17 protein-coding genes are annotated in these 15,278 nt (G+C 38.8%); 11 read left to right on the forward strand and 6 right to left on the reverse strand.

The genetic code is table 11. The annotated features are described in order from the left end of the window. Positions 1-626 precede the first annotated feature (626 nt). The 5 genes from MW688_RS13385 to MW688_RS13405 form a co-directional block, all read right to left on the reverse strand. Positions 627-980 (reverse strand): helix-turn-helix domain-containing protein, encoded by a 354-nt coding sequence (locus tag MW688_RS13385; RefSeq protein ID WP_486736508.1) that lies wholly within the window; start codon positions 978-980, stop codon positions 627-629. 238 nt (positions 981-1,218) lie between these two features. Beyond that, the gene (locus MW688_RS13390) at positions 1,219-1,422 is read right to left on the reverse strand and encodes a rod-capping linker protein CpcD domain-containing protein (protein ID WP_486736509.1); all 204 of its coding nucleotides are present in this window, start codon (positions 1,420-1,422) and stop codon (positions 1,219-1,221) included. Between the two features lie 197 nt (positions 1,423-1,619). Continuing rightward, on the reverse strand, positions 1,620-2,105 hold the full coding sequence (gene apcB / locus MW688_RS13395; protein WP_486736510.1) for an allophycocyanin subunit beta: 486 nt from the start codon (positions 2,103-2,105) through the stop codon (positions 1,620-1,622). A gap of 78 nt (positions 2,106-2,183) precedes the next feature. Then, the gene (apcA, locus tag MW688_RS13400; protein ID WP_486736511.1) at positions 2,184-2,669 is read right to left on the reverse strand and encodes an allophycocyanin subunit alpha; all 486 of its coding nucleotides are present in this window, start codon (positions 2,667-2,669) and stop codon (positions 2,184-2,186) included. Between the two features lie 355 nt (positions 2,670-3,024). Beyond that, positions 3,025-5,745, reverse strand: coding sequence for a phycobilisome rod-core linker polypeptide (locus tag MW688_RS13405; RefSeq protein WP_486736513.1), 2,721 nt, complete (start codon positions 5,743-5,745; stop codon positions 3,025-3,027). 223 nt (positions 5,746-5,968) lie between these two features. Here MW688_RS13405 and MW688_RS13410 point away from each other — a divergent pair, with 223 nt between their 5' ends. The 9 genes from MW688_RS13410 to MW688_RS13450 all read left to right on the forward strand — a co-directional run bounded on the left by MW688_RS13410 (position 5,969) and on the right by MW688_RS13450 (position 13,406). Beyond that, positions 5,969-7,210, forward strand: coding sequence for a class I SAM-dependent methyltransferase (locus tag MW688_RS13410; RefSeq protein ID WP_486736514.1), 1,242 nt, complete (start codon positions 5,969-5,971; stop codon positions 7,208-7,210). Positions 7,211-7,598: 388 nt separating this feature from the next. Beyond that, on the forward strand, positions 7,599-7,952 hold the full coding sequence (locus tag MW688_RS13415; RefSeq protein WP_486736525.1) for an ATP synthase subunit I: 354 nt from the start codon (positions 7,599-7,601) through the stop codon (positions 7,950-7,952). A gap of 32 nt (positions 7,953-7,984) precedes the next feature. Then, positions 7,985-8,737, forward strand: a complete 753-nt coding sequence (gene atpB / locus MW688_RS13420) for a F0F1 ATP synthase subunit A (protein ID WP_486736515.1) — start codon at positions 7,985-7,987, stop codon at positions 8,735-8,737. Between the two features lie 79 nt (positions 8,738-8,816). After that, positions 8,817-9,062 carry an ATP synthase F0 subunit C gene (gene atpE, locus MW688_RS13425; RefSeq protein ID WP_486736516.1) on the forward strand — a complete coding sequence of 82 codons (246 nt, stop codon included), beginning with the start codon at positions 8,817-8,819 and terminating at the stop codon, positions 9,060-9,062. 107 nt (positions 9,063-9,169) lie between these two features. Then, positions 9,170-9,658, forward strand: a complete 489-nt coding sequence (locus MW688_RS13430) for a F0F1 ATP synthase subunit B' (RefSeq protein WP_486736517.1) — start codon at positions 9,170-9,172, stop codon at positions 9,656-9,658. Positions 9,659-9,701: 43 nt separating this feature from the next. Beyond that, positions 9,702-10,217 (forward strand): F0F1 ATP synthase subunit B, encoded by a 516-nt coding sequence (locus tag MW688_RS13435; protein WP_486736518.1) that lies wholly within the window; start codon positions 9,702-9,704, stop codon positions 10,215-10,217. After that, the gene (atpH, locus tag MW688_RS13440) at positions 10,217-10,774 is read left to right on the forward strand and encodes an ATP synthase F1 subunit delta (protein WP_486736519.1); all 558 of its coding nucleotides are present in this window, start codon (positions 10,217-10,219) and stop codon (positions 10,772-10,774) included. The genes MW688_RS13435 and atpH overlap by 1 nt, the downstream gene beginning before the upstream one ends. A gap of 66 nt (positions 10,775-10,840) precedes the next feature. Beyond that, on the forward strand, positions 10,841-12,355 hold the full coding sequence (gene atpA, locus MW688_RS13445; RefSeq protein ID WP_486736520.1) for a F0F1 ATP synthase subunit alpha: 1,515 nt from the start codon (positions 10,841-10,843) through the stop codon (positions 12,353-12,355). Positions 12,356-12,461: 106 nt separating this feature from the next. After that, complete coding sequence (locus tag MW688_RS13450; protein ID WP_486736521.1) at positions 12,462-13,406, forward strand: F0F1 ATP synthase subunit gamma; 945 nt, start codon at positions 12,462-12,464, stop codon at positions 13,404-13,406. Positions 13,407-13,467: 61 nt separating this feature from the next. On the opposite strand, the gene MW688_RS13455 is transcribed toward MW688_RS13450, so the two are convergent. Next, positions 13,468-13,869, reverse strand: a complete 402-nt coding sequence (locus tag MW688_RS13455) for a fasciclin domain-containing protein (protein WP_486736522.1) — start codon at positions 13,867-13,869, stop codon at positions 13,468-13,470. 429 nt (positions 13,870-14,298) lie between these two features. Between MW688_RS13455 and MW688_RS13460 the strand changes: the two genes are divergently transcribed. Both MW688_RS13460 and MW688_RS13465 read left to right on the forward strand, forming a co-directional pair. Next, positions 14,299-14,517 carry an AbrB/MazE/SpoVT family DNA-binding domain-containing protein gene (locus MW688_RS13460; protein ID WP_486736523.1) on the forward strand — a complete coding sequence of 73 codons (219 nt, stop codon included), beginning with the start codon at positions 14,299-14,301 and terminating at the stop codon, positions 14,515-14,517. A 64-nt stretch (positions 14,518-14,581) separates the two neighbouring features. Beyond that, positions 14,582-15,046 carry a DNA phosphorothioation-associated protein 4 gene (locus MW688_RS13465; protein ID WP_486736524.1) on the forward strand — a complete coding sequence of 155 codons (465 nt, stop codon included), beginning with the start codon at positions 14,582-14,584 and terminating at the stop codon, positions 15,044-15,046. Positions 15,047-15,278 lie beyond the last annotated feature (232 nt).

Here is a 15,278-nt window from a genome sequence, read left to right on the forward strand (position 1 = left end):
ATAGATGTTTACAGTTATCATGAAAAGCCCCCCTTTAATAAGCTATCCTTTATAAACATCTTTCTTAACAAAAAACTTGACAAAAACCATAACTTGTGGGTTTGTGCTTTTTTAGATTTTGTCTAAGAAATTAATGTATAGTAATATACATTTTATCCACAACTTAAGTAATTTTACTTAAAACCCCTCTCCCTGCGACCGTGCGACCGTGCTCCCTGCTATACAAGGGTTTGGGGGGAAAAGTTTATCTAAATATGGTTAACACTACAACGAGCACTGCTATAATTTTATGGGTAAGATTTCCAAGTATGATAGGGCTAAAGCCCTACTACAAACTTATCGATTCCCGATAAATCACGGTCCGCTTTAATTTATGTAAATATTTTAATATATCTAAAATTTGATTGGCGATCGCCTAAACTTTCTGCTTCTCTTTGTAATTATTATATACTCAACAATCTTATGCTACATGCTGTAGGTTGGGCCCTCAACGGCTAGGTGCATGAAAAGGTCTCTAAGTTGGGCAGGGAAGAGGACGCACGCATCAAGCAAGGCTACTTTCAGCTCTTGTTCCATTGAGAACTTAATACCCCAGATCTAACTCTTGAGCTTGTGCTTGCAGCTCTTCAGTGTGTAGTAAGCCTCTTTTTCTTTAATTCCTGCTTAAAATTTAGCACATCGTCAGCGCGTAAGCGCCGATAGCGCCCCACTTTACGGTAGGGTATCTTTAACTCTCCAGAGTCTAACATTTTCACTAAATACTGTCTACTTACGCCAAGGAGCTTTGCTGCTTCAGAGGTAGAGAGCTCGTTGGTCTCTGGCACTATTGTAACGGCTCGACCATTCTTAATCTCATCAACAATAGAAATAATCACCTCAGAAAGCGACGCTGGGAGGGTTAGCTTAACTTGTTGTGAGGTGCCTACATTCACAGAGATAGTTTCGACTTCGACATTATTTTTTAAAGCTTCAGGAACCATTATTTTCTGATCAGATGGAGTAAGTCGTATAGTTTTCATAGCCCCTTGTTTTTGAACTTTAACCACTTTTTCAGTATAGTCTAAAGACGCTCTAGACGCAATCGACGACTTGGACGGTACAGGAGCAAAAGACAATACCAAAAGTTTTAAAAAGTTACATAAAAAAGCTTTTGGTGCTCTAACTTCTACTGATTTCCAGCAGAAACTAAAGCACCAAATTTTCCCAAATAATAAGTTTTTAAGAAAGACCAGTATTCATCCCTGGTTTTCCAGTAGCTAGTTTTACTTTAACGATTTTGCCACCCATTTTCATAATTCTTTGTTGTTCACGAAACCAGTTATCGTAGGGTACTAATTTTGTGAAGTAAGTATTTTGCAATTCTCTTTGGGTACGAATACGAGTTTGACTTGGTACACAAGCGGTTATCTCAAACATGCGCATGGCATTTTCTCCTTGATTAATATGGTTAAAAGTTTTTATCACATGGTTAATTGAAAAAACAAAGGATCGGGAGTCTAACGTAAATACTAGATCTATCAAACTTATCTTTAGGCTCTAAAGACTAAGCTTGCCAAGAGCTAGCACCTATCCTAGACTTCCCGAACCTCTAGTTAGTCGAGTTTAAGTCTCTTTGTCTCTTAGCTTAAGCCAGAGCAGATGTAGTCAAAGTATACACCCATTTCTTTACCAGCATCAGGACCTACTAGACTAGCTGTTACTTCTTTCATCGCTTGGATTGCTTGTACAGTAGAACCAATGGGTACACCTAGGGAGTTGTAGGTTTCTTTTAGTCCATTGAGTACGCGCTCATCTAGGATGGAAGGATCGCCTGCTAACATTGCATAAGTAGAATAACGAAGATAGTAATCTAAGTCACGGATACAAGCTGCGTAGCGACGAGTAGTATACATGTTACCGCCGGGACGAGTAACATCAGAATATAGTAGAGATTTTGCTACTGCTTCTTTAACGATGTTAGCAGCGTTAGCACTAATTACGCTGGCAGCACGAACTCTTAATTGGCCAGTTTGGAAGTAGCCTTTGAGTTTATCTAAAGAACTAGTATCTAAATATTTGCCTTGTACGTCGGCGGAATTAATTACAGAGGTAATAGCGTCTTGCATGGTTCTTTCTTTTCTATCTCCAGGGGAATAATGTTTGACTTTTAGTAAAAAATTGCAATCAGTAAATTGCAATAATTATTATTGCATTGCTCCGACTACATAATCGAAGTAAGCAGCTGCTTCAGTAGCGTCTTCCATAGACATTTGGCTACAAGCTACTTCTTTCATTTCACGGACACTTTGAGCTACAGCTTCGATAGGAGTACCTAATGATTTGTACATTTCACGAACTCCTACTAGTCCGATTTCTTCGATTGGAGTTACATCACCTGCTACTACACCGTAGGTGATTAGACGTAGGTAGTAATCCATGTCACGAAGACAAGTTGCAGTCATTTCTTCACCGTAGGCGTTGCCACCGGGGGAAACAACATCAGGGCGCTTTTGGAATAGGCGATCGCCTGCTTGTTTAATAATTCTTTCGCGAGATTCTGTTAAAGTTTGAGCGATACGTAGACGGCTTTCACCACTAGTTACAAAAGTTTTTATTCTATCTAATTCGCCTGGGCTTAGGTAACGTGCTTCCGCATCAGCGTTCACGATTGACTTCGTGACTATACTCATAGTTTGGATTCCTCCCTGATTATCAAGAGTTTTTTGTTAACAATCGATGTGTCAAACCAGATTTTTATCTATCTGACTTTTTTGTGATCTTGTAACTAGACATTTAGTTACTTGGGGTGGTTATTTTGGTGTATTAACCTTATCTGCTTTAGTATAGCTTGAGTTGGACTCAAAAATTACTAATGATTTAGTTTTCTTCCAAATCTCCCCTTTTAAAACAGCTCACGGAATTTATTTTGCGATATTACGTTAATCTTTGCTAGGGATTCTTAACATTTTTTAACGTTTTCTTTCACTTTTCCTAACTTCCCCAAGAAAGCGATCGCTTTTTTGGGGAAGTTTTTGGCCAATTTTCCTAACCTCTAGTTGTTACTGGTTCAAAACTAGGCACTACTATATCTTCATTTTGCTTAGTTAGCTGATTATATAGCTTTTCGGTGTTAGGGAAATTAGCAGCAGGAAGAGTTGGGAAGCGACGATAGGGAACCACATCTTCACCGAATACCTGTAAATATTCCATGGTGTTTACCATCGCCCCAATAAAGTCACGAATTCCCTTTGTAGCCAAAATCTGGTTATATTTTTGGATTTCTTTTTGATTCAAAGGCGCACGTCCTAAGAAATGTTTAGTTCCCAATTCAATCACCTTAGTATTAGGGTAGGGGGTATAAAACTCTTTGATATAGAGTTCTGAACAACCCAAACCAGTAATAAACTCTTTCACAGTAATTTCACCGTTGCGTAGCTTACTTTCTAACTCAGTAAACTGTTCATTGACGATGTATGGCTCAATATCCCGTTCAAAAATTTGACGATAGGCAGCCATAACTAAATTCTTAAAGGCCACTTGGTCTTTGCGTTCTGTGAGTTTAAAGATTTTAGTTTGTTGTCTGTCGGTACTCACACCTTGGCGAATTCGCTTAGAAATATCATAATCTGAGCGTTCTTCTTTCACTGAACCCAACTCAATAAAGCGAGGTGTGGATTCCTTGGCTACTGTAACGCCTAAATCAGGGGTTAGATTTCCTGGACGAGTCTTACGTAATTGTAAACCTCCTGGGGTCAAATAGCGCTCATAAGGCACTGTATCTTCTCCAAATGCCTCTGAGTACTCTTTGGAGTCAATAATCGCGTCTATGAGGGCATAGAATCCTTTTTTAGCACAGATGTCGAAGTAACTATTTATTTCTTGACGACCATAGGTAGGACGACCGAGAAGACGACGGTGAATATATTCAATAGCTTTGGTAATGTACAAAGAAGTCCAGTACATTTTACGGAATAGTTCCGATTTAGCTAGTATGCGGATAAACTCCCGAAGGGTAATATCCCCATTTTCCAGACGATTTTCTGCGCTTTGTAAACGTTGACCTTCGTATACTGGTCTTCCGAATACTTGACGATAGCAAGCTTGAATTACTGCTTGGGTAGATACTTCTGTCCCTTTTACACTAGCGCCATTGCTGTTACCACTATTGGGTAATTGGAAGAGGCGGAAAACTTTAGGACCAAGAGAACCAGGCATTAAACCTCGGGCACCAGGATTACTATTTTGGTTGTATATTCCTGGTCCTTGGTTAATGAGAATTCTTTTCGTATCTTTGTTAAATGGTGCGGGAGAAGTGTTAGGTTCGCGAGTTTCTTTGGGGAAGATTGCTCCAAATTGAATCTCTAGAGGATCATTTCCTGAACCGTATACATGTTGGTCTGGTAGAGGGCGATCATATTTAGCGTAGGTAGTAATAAACTGAGGAACTTTGCGGAAAGGAGCGCTATAGTTAAATAGGTCCTGCTGCATACCCCAGTTACGACATTCTTGTGCTTCTTGACCTAAACCTCTTATATATGGTACTGTCTCCTCTCCAAAATAATCAGCGTATTCTTGAGAGTCTACTAAAGCATCAATCAAAGCTGCTAGTCCACCGCTAGACACTATCGAGAAGTATTTTTGCACTTCTTCCCGGGAACTTGGTCCCCGTCCCAAAAAGTGACGAAAAGCTAATTCTAAGGCCCGACTGTTAATAAATGGTTCATAGAATTGTTGGCGATAGAGGGGAGATTTCCCCAAGCGACGTACAAACTCCTTCATGGAGATATCACCGTTTTTCACTTGGGATTCTAAATAAGAAATCGATTGGCTGTAGGCGCGAGTAATGTCTCTTTCAAAGATTTGACGATAAGCTGCTTTGATTACTGACTGTTTTTCTAAAGTTGATAAACCAGGTTTCATCACAAACTTTTGTCTAGTTTGTGCGCTATTAAAATAGCTTTGAGGTAGTTCTAATCCTTGTTGGTCATCGCTTGGACGTTGACGTAATTTGTTAGAAGGAGTAGGGGCTTTAAATTCTGTTAGTAAAACATCGAAATACTGATTGATAATCTCTTTGCTTTCTGGATCTTTTTTGAAATAATCAGCAGAAGAGGCTTTCATTGTCTGAATAGCTACTATTGTTGCATCAGTAGAGCAGGCATTTTCGATAACTTCCCGTAAACCTCTAACGTTTACTGTGAGAATATTAGGATCTCCTGCTACAATTGCGTAGGTGGTGTAGCGTAGAAACCAAGACATATCTCTTAGGGATTTCTGCATATTTCCGGGACCATAACGGGAAATATTAATTGGTCGAAATCCTGGGGGTGTAGGCCCTGTGTTTGTAGAATTTAATATAGACAAGAGGCCACTGAATATACCTCCTCCTCCTCCATTGCCGCTACTTTCGGCGTAGGTGACCGTCCCTAGCTTCATATTTTCTTTGAGTTCTGTTTCTGCACTTACCGAGGCCATAGCCATCTCGGGAGATGATTCTACTGGAGGCTTTTCTAAATAGGCCATGGGAGAACCACCTACGAAAATCCGGTTAGCTGCCCTAGAAACGATTAAGTCAGCATTCTCTGTTAGTACTTCAGCGATTTCTAGTCTTCTGCTTCCTGAGAGAAAGTAGGCTGTTAGTTCTTTGAGTTCACTATTTTCTAAAAACCGATCTTGTTGTTCAGCTTGAGATATTGCTGAAACTGGTACAGTTTGATAAAGTTGGGGATTGGAGCTTGAACTTCCACCGCTTGCTTTTATACTCATGGGTTTTTCTTTTCTTTCTTCAACGAATGATTAAATTTTTACTTTTTTAATAGAGCTGAATAACTTAATCAATCTACTAAGTTATTGTTGTGTCAGCATCTAGATTAAAACTTTTCTGGCATTCTGAGGGCTATTATTAAGAATTGTTGCAAAAAAAGTTGTTAAAAGTCTTCCTACCTAAACTAATAATAAGCGAAAAGCAACTCCTATCGGCTCTGTTATTATGTCAAAAAATTTAGAACCAATTAGTGAATCTGTAGCTAAACTCTACAATACTTATCCTTTTCCTCCAGACCCCCTCTCCTCAGAACCTCCTCCGGGCTATAATTGGCGCTGGAGTTATCAAGCTGCCTATAATTTTTGCACAAATCATCAACCAACTCAAGAAAAAATCAGAATTTTAGATGCTGGATGTGGGACAGGTTCTAGTACTGAGTATCTCATCAATCTTAATCCTCAAGCAGAGGTAATTGGCATTGATTTGAGTGAAGAAGCTTTAGCAGTAGCTAGAGATAGGGTAGAAAAAAGCGGTTTAAAGGCTAAATATGGAGAGCAAATTACCTTTAAACAGCTAAAAGTTGAACATGTAGTGGAATTACCTGGTGAGTTTGAATTTATTAATTGTGTGGGGGTATTACATCATTTGCCTGACCCCATGGCCGGAATTAAAGCTATAAGCAAAAAACTCAAACCCGGTGGCATTATGCACATTTTTGTCTATGCAGAATTGGGACGTTGGGAAATACAGCTCATGCAAAAGGCAATAGCCTTACTTCAGGGAAAAAAGAAAGGTGATTACACTGATGGAGTAAAAGTTGGTCGGGAAGTTTTCGCTAATTTACCAGAAAACAATCGTCTCTTAAAACGAGAAAAAGAGCGTTGGGCATTAGAAAACCAAAGGGATGCTTGTTTTGCTGATATGTATTTACATCCCCAAGAAATTGATTACAATATTGACACTTTGTTTGAATTGATTGAGGCTTCTGGGTTGGAATTTGTGGGATTTTCTAACCCGAAATATTGGGATTTAACTCGTTTAATTGGTAATTCTCTTGAATTGCAAAAACGTTGTCAACAATTAACTCCTAGAGAAAGTTATCGTTTGACGGAATTGTTAGATCCAGATATTTCTCATTATGAGTTTTTTTTGGCGCGTCCACCTTTACCCAGAGTAGATTGGTCAGAGGATGAGAAACTAGCGGAAGCTATACCGGTGATACATCCCTGTTTAGAAGGGTGGCCTAGTCATGATTTTTTTGACTATGAATATCAGTTAGTTCATGTAGATAAATCAGAATATGATTTTTTAACTAAGTGTGCAGAGAATCAAGAAAAAGGAAAGAAAGTGAGAGAAATTCTAGAGGAGGTGGAGGAATTAAATTTAGAGAGAGTGCGATCGCTGCAAAATCGTCAACTAATAATTTTAAAGGCTATCAACATGAATCTTGAAGTCTTGAAGTCTTGAAGTCTTGAAGTCTTGAAGTAATGAGTTAATGCTAAATGCTTAAAAATTGGTTGACCGAGTGCAAGATATTAGGCGAAAGAGAAATGAACTTTTTCTGAGGTTAATTTAGTACATAAGTTCTGGTGAAAGCTCTGGGGGATAGAAATACTCATGTTTGGTAGGTCACGACAACAGGGGTGGGAAGAAAAAAATCAGAAAAATTTTAACTTTATTTAATCTTGTGACCCTCAGTATGATATGATCTCACGTGGCTTGTTCAACAATTAAGATTAAAAACTCTGCCAATTTTAAGAGTAAATTTTAATTTGGACATAAATTCCCACAAAAAACACTTAATCTGATTATCTGACCTGTGTCTAATCCATCTGAATCAAAACCTAACGACTCCATGCAGGAGTACTACCAATTACAGCAAACCTTGTTGTTAACGACTTTGGTAATAACTGGACTAATTTTTGTAACAGTTTGGTTAACCTACTCCCTGAATATAGCCCTAAATTACTTACTAGGGGCTTGTGTCGGTTTAGTTTACCTAAGAATGTTAGGAAAAGATGTGGCAGCCATAGGAGGAAGTAAAAGGCGTTTGAGTAGCACACGTTTAGCTTTGGTAGCCGCAGTTTTAATCGTGGCTTCCCAATGGCAGCAACTGCAAATCATGCCAGTATTTTTGGGATTTATGACTTATAAAGCCGCACTGATTGTCTATGTACTACAAACAACTTTAACACCAGTACAGAAGTAGTAAGAAAAGAAGATGCGGGAAAATATCGCCAAATGGAAATTGTAGATAGTTTGAGTATTTTCAATGCTTTTCCCCTAGCGTCCCTAGAAGTTGGTAAACATTTTTACTGGGAAATTGGGAACTTTAGATTACACGGCCAGGTGTTTCTCACCTCCTGGTTTGTAATGGCAATATTAATTATTGCCTCAATAGCTGCAACCAGAAATATTCAAAGAATCCCCAAAGGGATGCAAAACTTTATGGAATATGTTTTGGAATTTATCCGCAGTTTGACTAGAGACCAAATAGGGGAAAAAGAATATCGTCCGTGGGTACCTTTTGTCGGGACTTTATTTTTGTTCATTTTTGTGGCAAATTGGTCAGGGGCATTAGTACCGTGGAAATTAATTGAAATTCCCGATAGTGAGCTTGCCGCACCCACCAACGACATAAACACAACAGTAGCCTTTGCTTTACTAAGCTCTTTAGCCTATTTCTATGCAGGAATAAGTAAAAAAGGCTTAGGCTATTTTGCCGGATATTTGGAACCAACACCGATTTTAGCACCATTTAAAGTGCTAGAAGACTTCACCAGACCATTATCCCTAAGCTTTCGTCTGTTTGGAAATATTCTGGCAGATGAATTAGTCGTGGCAGTATTGGTAGCTTTAGTACCTTTATTTGTGCCCTTACCGTTGATGATTTTGGGACTATTCTTGAGTTCAATTCAGGCATTGATTTTTGCCACCTTAGCTGCATCATACATTGGTGAAGCATTAGAAGAACATGGCGAAGAACATGAATGATTTTGGACTAAAGACCCCATTCTCTGCTTTAATCAATTTAGTTAACGTTCACCACTATTAACAAAGGAAAAGAAAAATCATGGATCCATTAATCGCATCTGCATCAGTATTAGCCGCCGCTTTAGCCGTAGGTTTAAGCGCAATCGGACCTGGATTAGGACAAGGTAACGCCGCAGGCCAAGCAGTAGAAGGTATCGCACGTCAGCCTGAAGCTGAAGGAAAAATCCGTGGAACTCTACTATTGAGTCTAGCTTTCATGGAAGCTTTAACAATTTACGGTTTGGTTGTAGCGCTAGTACTATTATTCGCTAACCCCTTTTCCTAAGTAACTAAGTAATAATTAATGCCAGCCTAGACTTTGACGAATAATCGAAGTTTAGGCTATCAAAACCAAACTAGTAAAAGAAAGCTTGTCAGGTCAAGAAAAGAAAAATGACATACTCGACGATTTTATTAGCAGTTGAAGCAGCAGAAAAAACCGCAGAAGGGGGATTGTTTGACATCAATGCAACCTTACCCTTTATGGCCCTGCAATTTCTCCTGTTAGTAGCAATATTAAATGCGGTTTTCTATAAACCATTAAGCAAAGCACTTGACGAAAGATATGGATATATCCGCAGTCAATTGGGACAAGCACAAGAAAGAAAAGAAAAAGCCGAAAAGCTCGCCCTTCAATACGAACAAGAGTTAAAAGATGTCCGGCGCAAATCCCAAGAAATTATTGCTACAGCTCAAGCAGAAGCGGACAAAATAGTTAGCTCAGAAGTGCAAAAAGCTCAACAAGAGCTACAAAGTAAAAAAGAAGCTGCGGCAAAACAAATTGAAGCTGATAAAGCTCAAGCATTAGAGTCTTTAGAGCAACAAGTTGATGAATTGAGTAATCAAATTTTGTCTAAACTACTAGGCTCATTAGCATCATAAAAAATTGCCAATAAACATAGCAACAATTAAGTAGAGAGGGATAATGGGGACGTTTTTTTACCTAGCCAACGAAGGCTTTGGGTTTAATTTAGACATCTTAGATAGTAATTTGATTAACTTAGCCATTTTAATTGGCTTGTTAGTTGTGTACGGGGGGAAATTTTTAGGCAATATTCTCACCGAAAGAAACAAGAAAATCGCTGAAGAAATCAAAAATTCTGAACAACGCGCTCAAGAAGCAGCATCAGCTTTAGCAGATGCCCAGCAAAAGTTAGCCCAAGCACAAGCAGAAGCAGAAAAAATACACGCCAAGGCGCTAAGTAGAGCTCATGAGTTGAGAGAATCAATTCTAGCTCAAGGAAAAACTGAAGTAGAGAGACTAAAACAAACAGCAGACCAAGAGTTAAGTACAGAAACAGAAAAAGTAATGGCTCAAATTAAAGAGCAAATAGTAGCTAAAGCGCTCTTAAAAGCTGAAAGCGATTTAAAAGAACGTATAGATCCTTCTCTACAATCAAAATTAGTAGATCGCTCCGTGGCGCAACTAGGAGGTAGCTGATGAAAAATAGTACAATGAGTGGCCAGATAGTAGAGCCGTACGCAGAAGCTCTGATGTCAGTAGGTCAAGAACATAATTTAACAGAAGAATTCGGGAAAGAATTGCGCTCACTTCTAGAATTATGGCAAAATTCGCCAGAATTAGCTAGTTTTTTGGGAAATCCAATCGTGAAAGCAGAAGACCAAAAAGCAGTACTAGGAAAAATATTAGGGGATGAGAGTAATAGCTACTTGAAAAATTTCTTGATGCTATTAGTAAATCGCCGAAGAATTATGTTTATTGACGCGATCGCCGAAAAGTATTTAGAACTGTTGCGCAAGCTGAACAATGTAGCATTAGCGATGGTAACTTCAGCGACAGAACTAAATGAAGAGCAAAAACAAGCGATTGCTGATAAGGTAAAAAATCTGATCGGAGCTTCAGGAGTAGAACTAAAAACAAGTGTAGACCCCAGTTTGATTGGGGGAGTGATTATAAAAGTCGGATCTCAAGTATATGATACGAGTATACGAGGACAATTACAACGGATCAGTCTAAACTTGAGTAAAATGTCTTAAAATCAAAGGCAACCCTAGGCTAAAAAAAATTAAGTAAACCAACAACTATCGAGTAAAAGAAACAAGATGATTAGTATCAGACCAGACGAAATTAGCAGCATTATTCGTCAGCAAATCGAATCCTACGACCAAGAAGTCCAAGTGACTAATGTGGGAACTGTACTGCAAGTAGGAGATGGAATCGCTCGGGTTTATGGCTTAGACAAAGTCATGGCAGGAGAATTAGTAGAATTTGAAGATGGAACCGTCGGTATTGCCCTAAACCTAGAAGAAGATAATGTAGGTGTGGTAATGATCGGTGATGGTGTAAAGGTAAAAGAAGGTGGTACAGTAAAAGCAACAGGGAAAATCGCTCAAGTACCAGTAGGAGAAGCTATAGTAGGTCGCGTAGTTGACTCCCTCGGTCGCCCGATAGATGGTAAAGGAGAAATTAATAGCACAGAAAGCCGTCTATTAGAATCCCTAGCGCCAGGAATTATAGATAGAAAGTCAGTTTGTGAACCAATGCAAACCGGAATTACCGCAATTGACGCGATGATTCCTATCGGCAGAGGTCAACGAGAATTGATTATTGGAGACCGTCAAACAGGAAAAACAGCGATCGCGGTAGATACAATCATTAACCAAAAGTCAGAAGATGTAATATGTGTTTACGTAGCCATAGGTCAAAAGGCTTCAACGGTAGCACAAGTAGTAGATACCCTTCAAGAAAGAGGGGCATTAGAGTATACAGTGGTAGTAGCAGCTAACGCTAATGAGCCAGCAACTCTACAATATTTAGCACCATACGCCGGAGCGGCTATTGCTGAATACTTTATGTACAAAGGTAAAGCTACTTTGGTAATCTATGATGACTTATCCAAACAAGCCCAAGCCTATCGTCAAATGTCTCTTCTATTACGTCGTCCCCCCGGACGTGAGGCTTATCCAGGAGATGTATTCTATCTTCACTCCCGTTTACTAGAACGTGCGGCGAAACTCAATGATGAACTAGGAGGAGGAAGTATGACAGCTCTCCCCATTATTGAAACTCAAGCAGGTGACGTTTCTGCTTATATTCCTACTAATGTGATTTCTATCACTGATGGTCAGATTTTCCTATCTTCTGACCTGTTTAACGCAGGATTCCGTCCCGCAATTAATGCAGGGATTTCTGTATCCAGGGTGGGTTCTGCGGCTCAAACTAAAGCAATGAAACAAGTAGCAGGAAAGCTGAAGTTAGAGTTAGCACAGTTTGCTGAGTTAGAAGCTTTTTCTCAATTCGCTTCAGATTTAGATGCAGCGACTCAAGCCCAGTTAGCTAAAGGTCAACGTCTACGTGAATTACTAAAACAACCCCAAAATTTCCCTCTAGCAGTTTGGGAACAAGTGGTAATCGTATATGCAGGTATTAAAGACCTATTAGCAGATATTCCTGTAGAGAAAATCACACAATTTACTGTAGGGCTACGGGAATACATCAAGACTAACAAGACTGAGTTGTTAGAAACTATTCAAACTGGTGGCAAGATGGGAGAAGAAACAGAAAATCAGCTCAAAGAAGCTATTGCTGAATATAAGCAAGGTTTCTCCGCTTCCTAGGCAATCATCTTTTTCAGTTTGGGGAATTGTTTACTACCTAGGTAGACAATTCCTATTGTGTAATAAATTGAAGACAATTAATAAATACTATTGTAGTTTGTGAAAAATGGCTAATCTCAAATCTATTCGCGATCGCATTCAATCGGTAAAAAATACCAGAAAAATTACCGAAGCAATGCGACTAGTAGCAGCAGCAAAGGTGCGCCGCGCTCAAGAACAAGTAACAGCAACTAGACCTTTTGCAGATACTCTAGCTCAAGTACTATACGGTTTACAAAGCCGTTTGAGTCTAGAAGATGTAGACTTACCTCTGTTAAAAGAACGAGAAGTAAATAAGGTAGGCTTATTAGTAATTTCCGGCGATCGCGGTCTTTGTGGTGGACATAATTCTAATATAATTCGTCATGCCGAACAAAGAATCGCTGAACTTCAAAACCAAGGAGTTGAATGTGAATTAATCACCGTAGGACGCAAAGCCAAACAATATTTTGTCCGCCGGACAACCACAGTGAATAATAGTTATACAGAGTTAGAACAAATCCCCTCATCAGCAGAAGCCGCAGAAATCTCTGATTATCTTTTGTCTCTATTTCTCTCCTATGAGGTAGATAGAGTAGAATTAATTTACACTCGCTTTGTTTCTTTGATTAGTTCTCGTCCTGTAATTCAAACGTTGCTGCCTTTAACTCCACAAGGTTTAGAAGTAAAAGATGATGAAATCTTTCGTCTCACCACCACAGGGGGTACTCTTGATGTAGCTAGAGAAAAGGTTTCTGCTTCAGTCAAAGTATTTCCCAAAGATATGATCTTTGAACAAGACCCTGTACAAATTTTAGATGCTTTGTTACCCCTTTATCTCAATAATCAACTATTGAGAGCTTTACAAGAGTCAGCAGCTAGTGAATTAGCTGCTAGGATGACCGCTATGAGTAATGCTTCTGATAATGCTTCAGAGTTAGTTAAAACCTTAACTCTATCTTATAACAAGGCTAGACAAGCAGCAATTACTCAACAAATTCTTGAAGTAGTTGCCGGGTCTGAAGCTTTGTAAATTGATTTATTGTTTGTTAGCGTTGCCAAATCATACCTTAGTTTTGGCAATGCGCGACTAACTATCCCATCAAAATTACATTATCAATGACGTGAATAACCCCATTATCAGCTTCAATATCTGGGGCAATCACGGTAGCATTTTTAACTTCAAAAACCCCATGACAATTAATAGAAATCGGTGACCCTTCTAGGGAAATAACCGAATTAGTCTTAGCTAAATCAGCTTTCATTAATTTACCTGACACCACATGATAGGTGAGAATTCGAGCAAGTTGAGGAGGATTTTGTACTAGGGTTTGAATAGTTCCGGGAGGAAGTTTAGCAAAAGCAGCATCATTAGGCGCAAACACAGTAAAAGGACCAGCGCTTTTTAAAGCGTCTACTAAATTAGCTGTTTTAACTGCGGTGACTAATGTTTCAAATCCTTCTGTATTTACCGCAATATCAACAATATCAGGCATATTTTTAAGATTTATCTTTTTTAAATTCTTAATTAATTATAAATCAAACTGAGGAATTGAGTGCATTTGACATATTTTCTCTTATACTATATAGCCTTTTTAAGGCTGGTGAGGTACAAAGGTTATCCTTTTGAGGCAGGAGGCTCCTCAGATCTTGCATCTTTACCCAAAGTTACTTGTGGTGGTTAAGTTTTGAAGTAATGAGTTTTGAAGTAATGAGTAATGAGTAAGAGAATTAATGCGATCGCGCTTAAAAATTGATTCTCCCTTGTCGGCCAATTTCTGTACTTTTGTTTTGGTGCAAGATATGAGGCAAGGGAGGCTCCGAGAGTTAGGTACAACCTCATGAGTCCGAAAAATGCTATATATATAATTATATTATGTATAACTCATGAAAATTAAAGGACAAATTAGAAAATGGGAAATAGCTTGGGATTGATCGTTCCCAATTTAATAGTTAACGATCTCAAGCTAGAAGCTAATACCAATATCCTCGTAAGCGTGGAAGGAGATCGCTTAATTGTAGAACCAGACAAAACATTGCCAACTTTGGATGAGATCTTAGATAGTATTCCTGGAGACTATAGACATCCAGAAGACTTACAAGACTTTCTTGAGTCTGAACCACAGGGGAGAGAGTTGATTTGAGCGTTCAAAGAGTTATAATAATTAAATTTCTCTCGTAAATTTACTAGAAATTAAATAAACGCCTATGTCTATCCATCGGGTTAGAATCGACACCAACAAAGCAGAATTAGTTAAATCTCTAGGGCAAGATACTACAAGTAAAGGACCTTTTCAGACTTATGCTGATGTATTAGTCTTTGCTGCTGGATTGGGGATGAAATATGATTTGCGTAATTCTGTAATAACGGTAGCAAAAGAACCTAACCCGATTAGTTGGGAAATTTTTGTATCGAGAGGTTACGGTTGGTTTATTCAATTATTGGCGATCGCCACTACCAATGACCCTTATATTCTCACTCGTGATGACTCTGAGGCAGAAAGTCAGCGCCTATTAATTTTTGAAGAGTATGCTAATGGGGGTTTAGGGAGACTCCGAGATGAACTAAGGGGCAGTGTTAATTATACTGACACAATTGCTTTAATGTTACACCAGGAGCGCTCTAGAGACCAACAAGTAGATGGTGAATTTGATTTAACTCGTTTTCTCTAAAATCCCCTCCTTGAGGATGACCGCCTGGAGGCGGTCATTATTTTCTACTGTTTATTTCTTGGTAGAATCATCTTCACCGCTTCTAAAAATCTACTCAAATTTACTCAAACAGCAAAATAAGACAGAAAAAAGTCAGCGGTATATCTTTTGCCATGTAAAGTGTTTTTACTCCTTGCCAATTACTCGGTACTCTACACTAGATATGTAGACTCAATAACTAGCTTGACCTTAC

The organism is Johannesbaptistia floridana, assembly GCF_057440575.1.

Coding starts and splice junctions, on each gene's coding strand:
- MW688_RS13385 (WP_486736508.1), bottom strand. CDS start 980: ATGGTTCCTGAAGCTTTAAAAAATAATGTCGAAGTCGAAACTATCTCT.
- MW688_RS13390 (WP_486736509.1), bottom strand. CDS start 1,422: ATGCGCATGTTTGAGATAACCGCTTGTGTACCAAGTCAAACTCGTATT.
- apcB (WP_486736510.1), bottom strand. CDS start 2,105: ATGCAAGACGCTATTACCTCTGTAATTAATTCCGCCGACGTACAAGGC.
- apcA (WP_486736511.1), bottom strand. CDS start 2,669: ATGAGTATAGTCACGAAGTCAATCGTGAACGCTGATGCGGAAGCACGT.
- MW688_RS13405 (WP_486736513.1), bottom strand. CDS start 5,745: ATGAGTATAAAAGCAAGCGGTGGAAGTTCAAGCTCCAATCCCCAACTT.
- MW688_RS13410 (WP_486736514.1), top strand. CDS start 5,969: ATGTCAAAAAATTTAGAACCAATTAGTGAATCTGTAGCTAAACTCTAC.
- MW688_RS13415 (WP_486736525.1), top strand. CDS start 7,599: ATGCAGGAGTACTACCAATTACAGCAAACCTTGTTGTTAACGACTTTG.
- atpB (WP_486736515.1), top strand. CDS start 7,985: ATGGAAATTGTAGATAGTTTGAGTATTTTCAATGCTTTTCCCCTAGCG.
- atpE (WP_486736516.1), top strand. CDS start 8,817: ATGGATCCATTAATCGCATCTGCATCAGTATTAGCCGCCGCTTTAGCC.
- MW688_RS13430 (WP_486736517.1), top strand. CDS start 9,170: ATGACATACTCGACGATTTTATTAGCAGTTGAAGCAGCAGAAAAAACC.
- MW688_RS13435 (WP_486736518.1), top strand. CDS start 9,702: ATGGGGACGTTTTTTTACCTAGCCAACGAAGGCTTTGGGTTTAATTTA.
- atpH (WP_486736519.1), top strand. CDS start 10,217: ATGAAAAATAGTACAATGAGTGGCCAGATAGTAGAGCCGTACGCAGAA.
- atpA (WP_486736520.1), top strand. CDS start 10,841: ATGATTAGTATCAGACCAGACGAAATTAGCAGCATTATTCGTCAGCAA.
- MW688_RS13450 (WP_486736521.1), top strand. CDS start 12,462: ATGGCTAATCTCAAATCTATTCGCGATCGCATTCAATCGGTAAAAAAT.
- MW688_RS13455 (WP_486736522.1), bottom strand. CDS start 13,869: ATGCCTGATATTGTTGATATTGCGGTAAATACAGAAGGATTTGAAACA.
- MW688_RS13465 (WP_486736524.1), top strand. CDS start 14,582: ATGTCTATCCATCGGGTTAGAATCGACACCAACAAAGCAGAATTAGTT.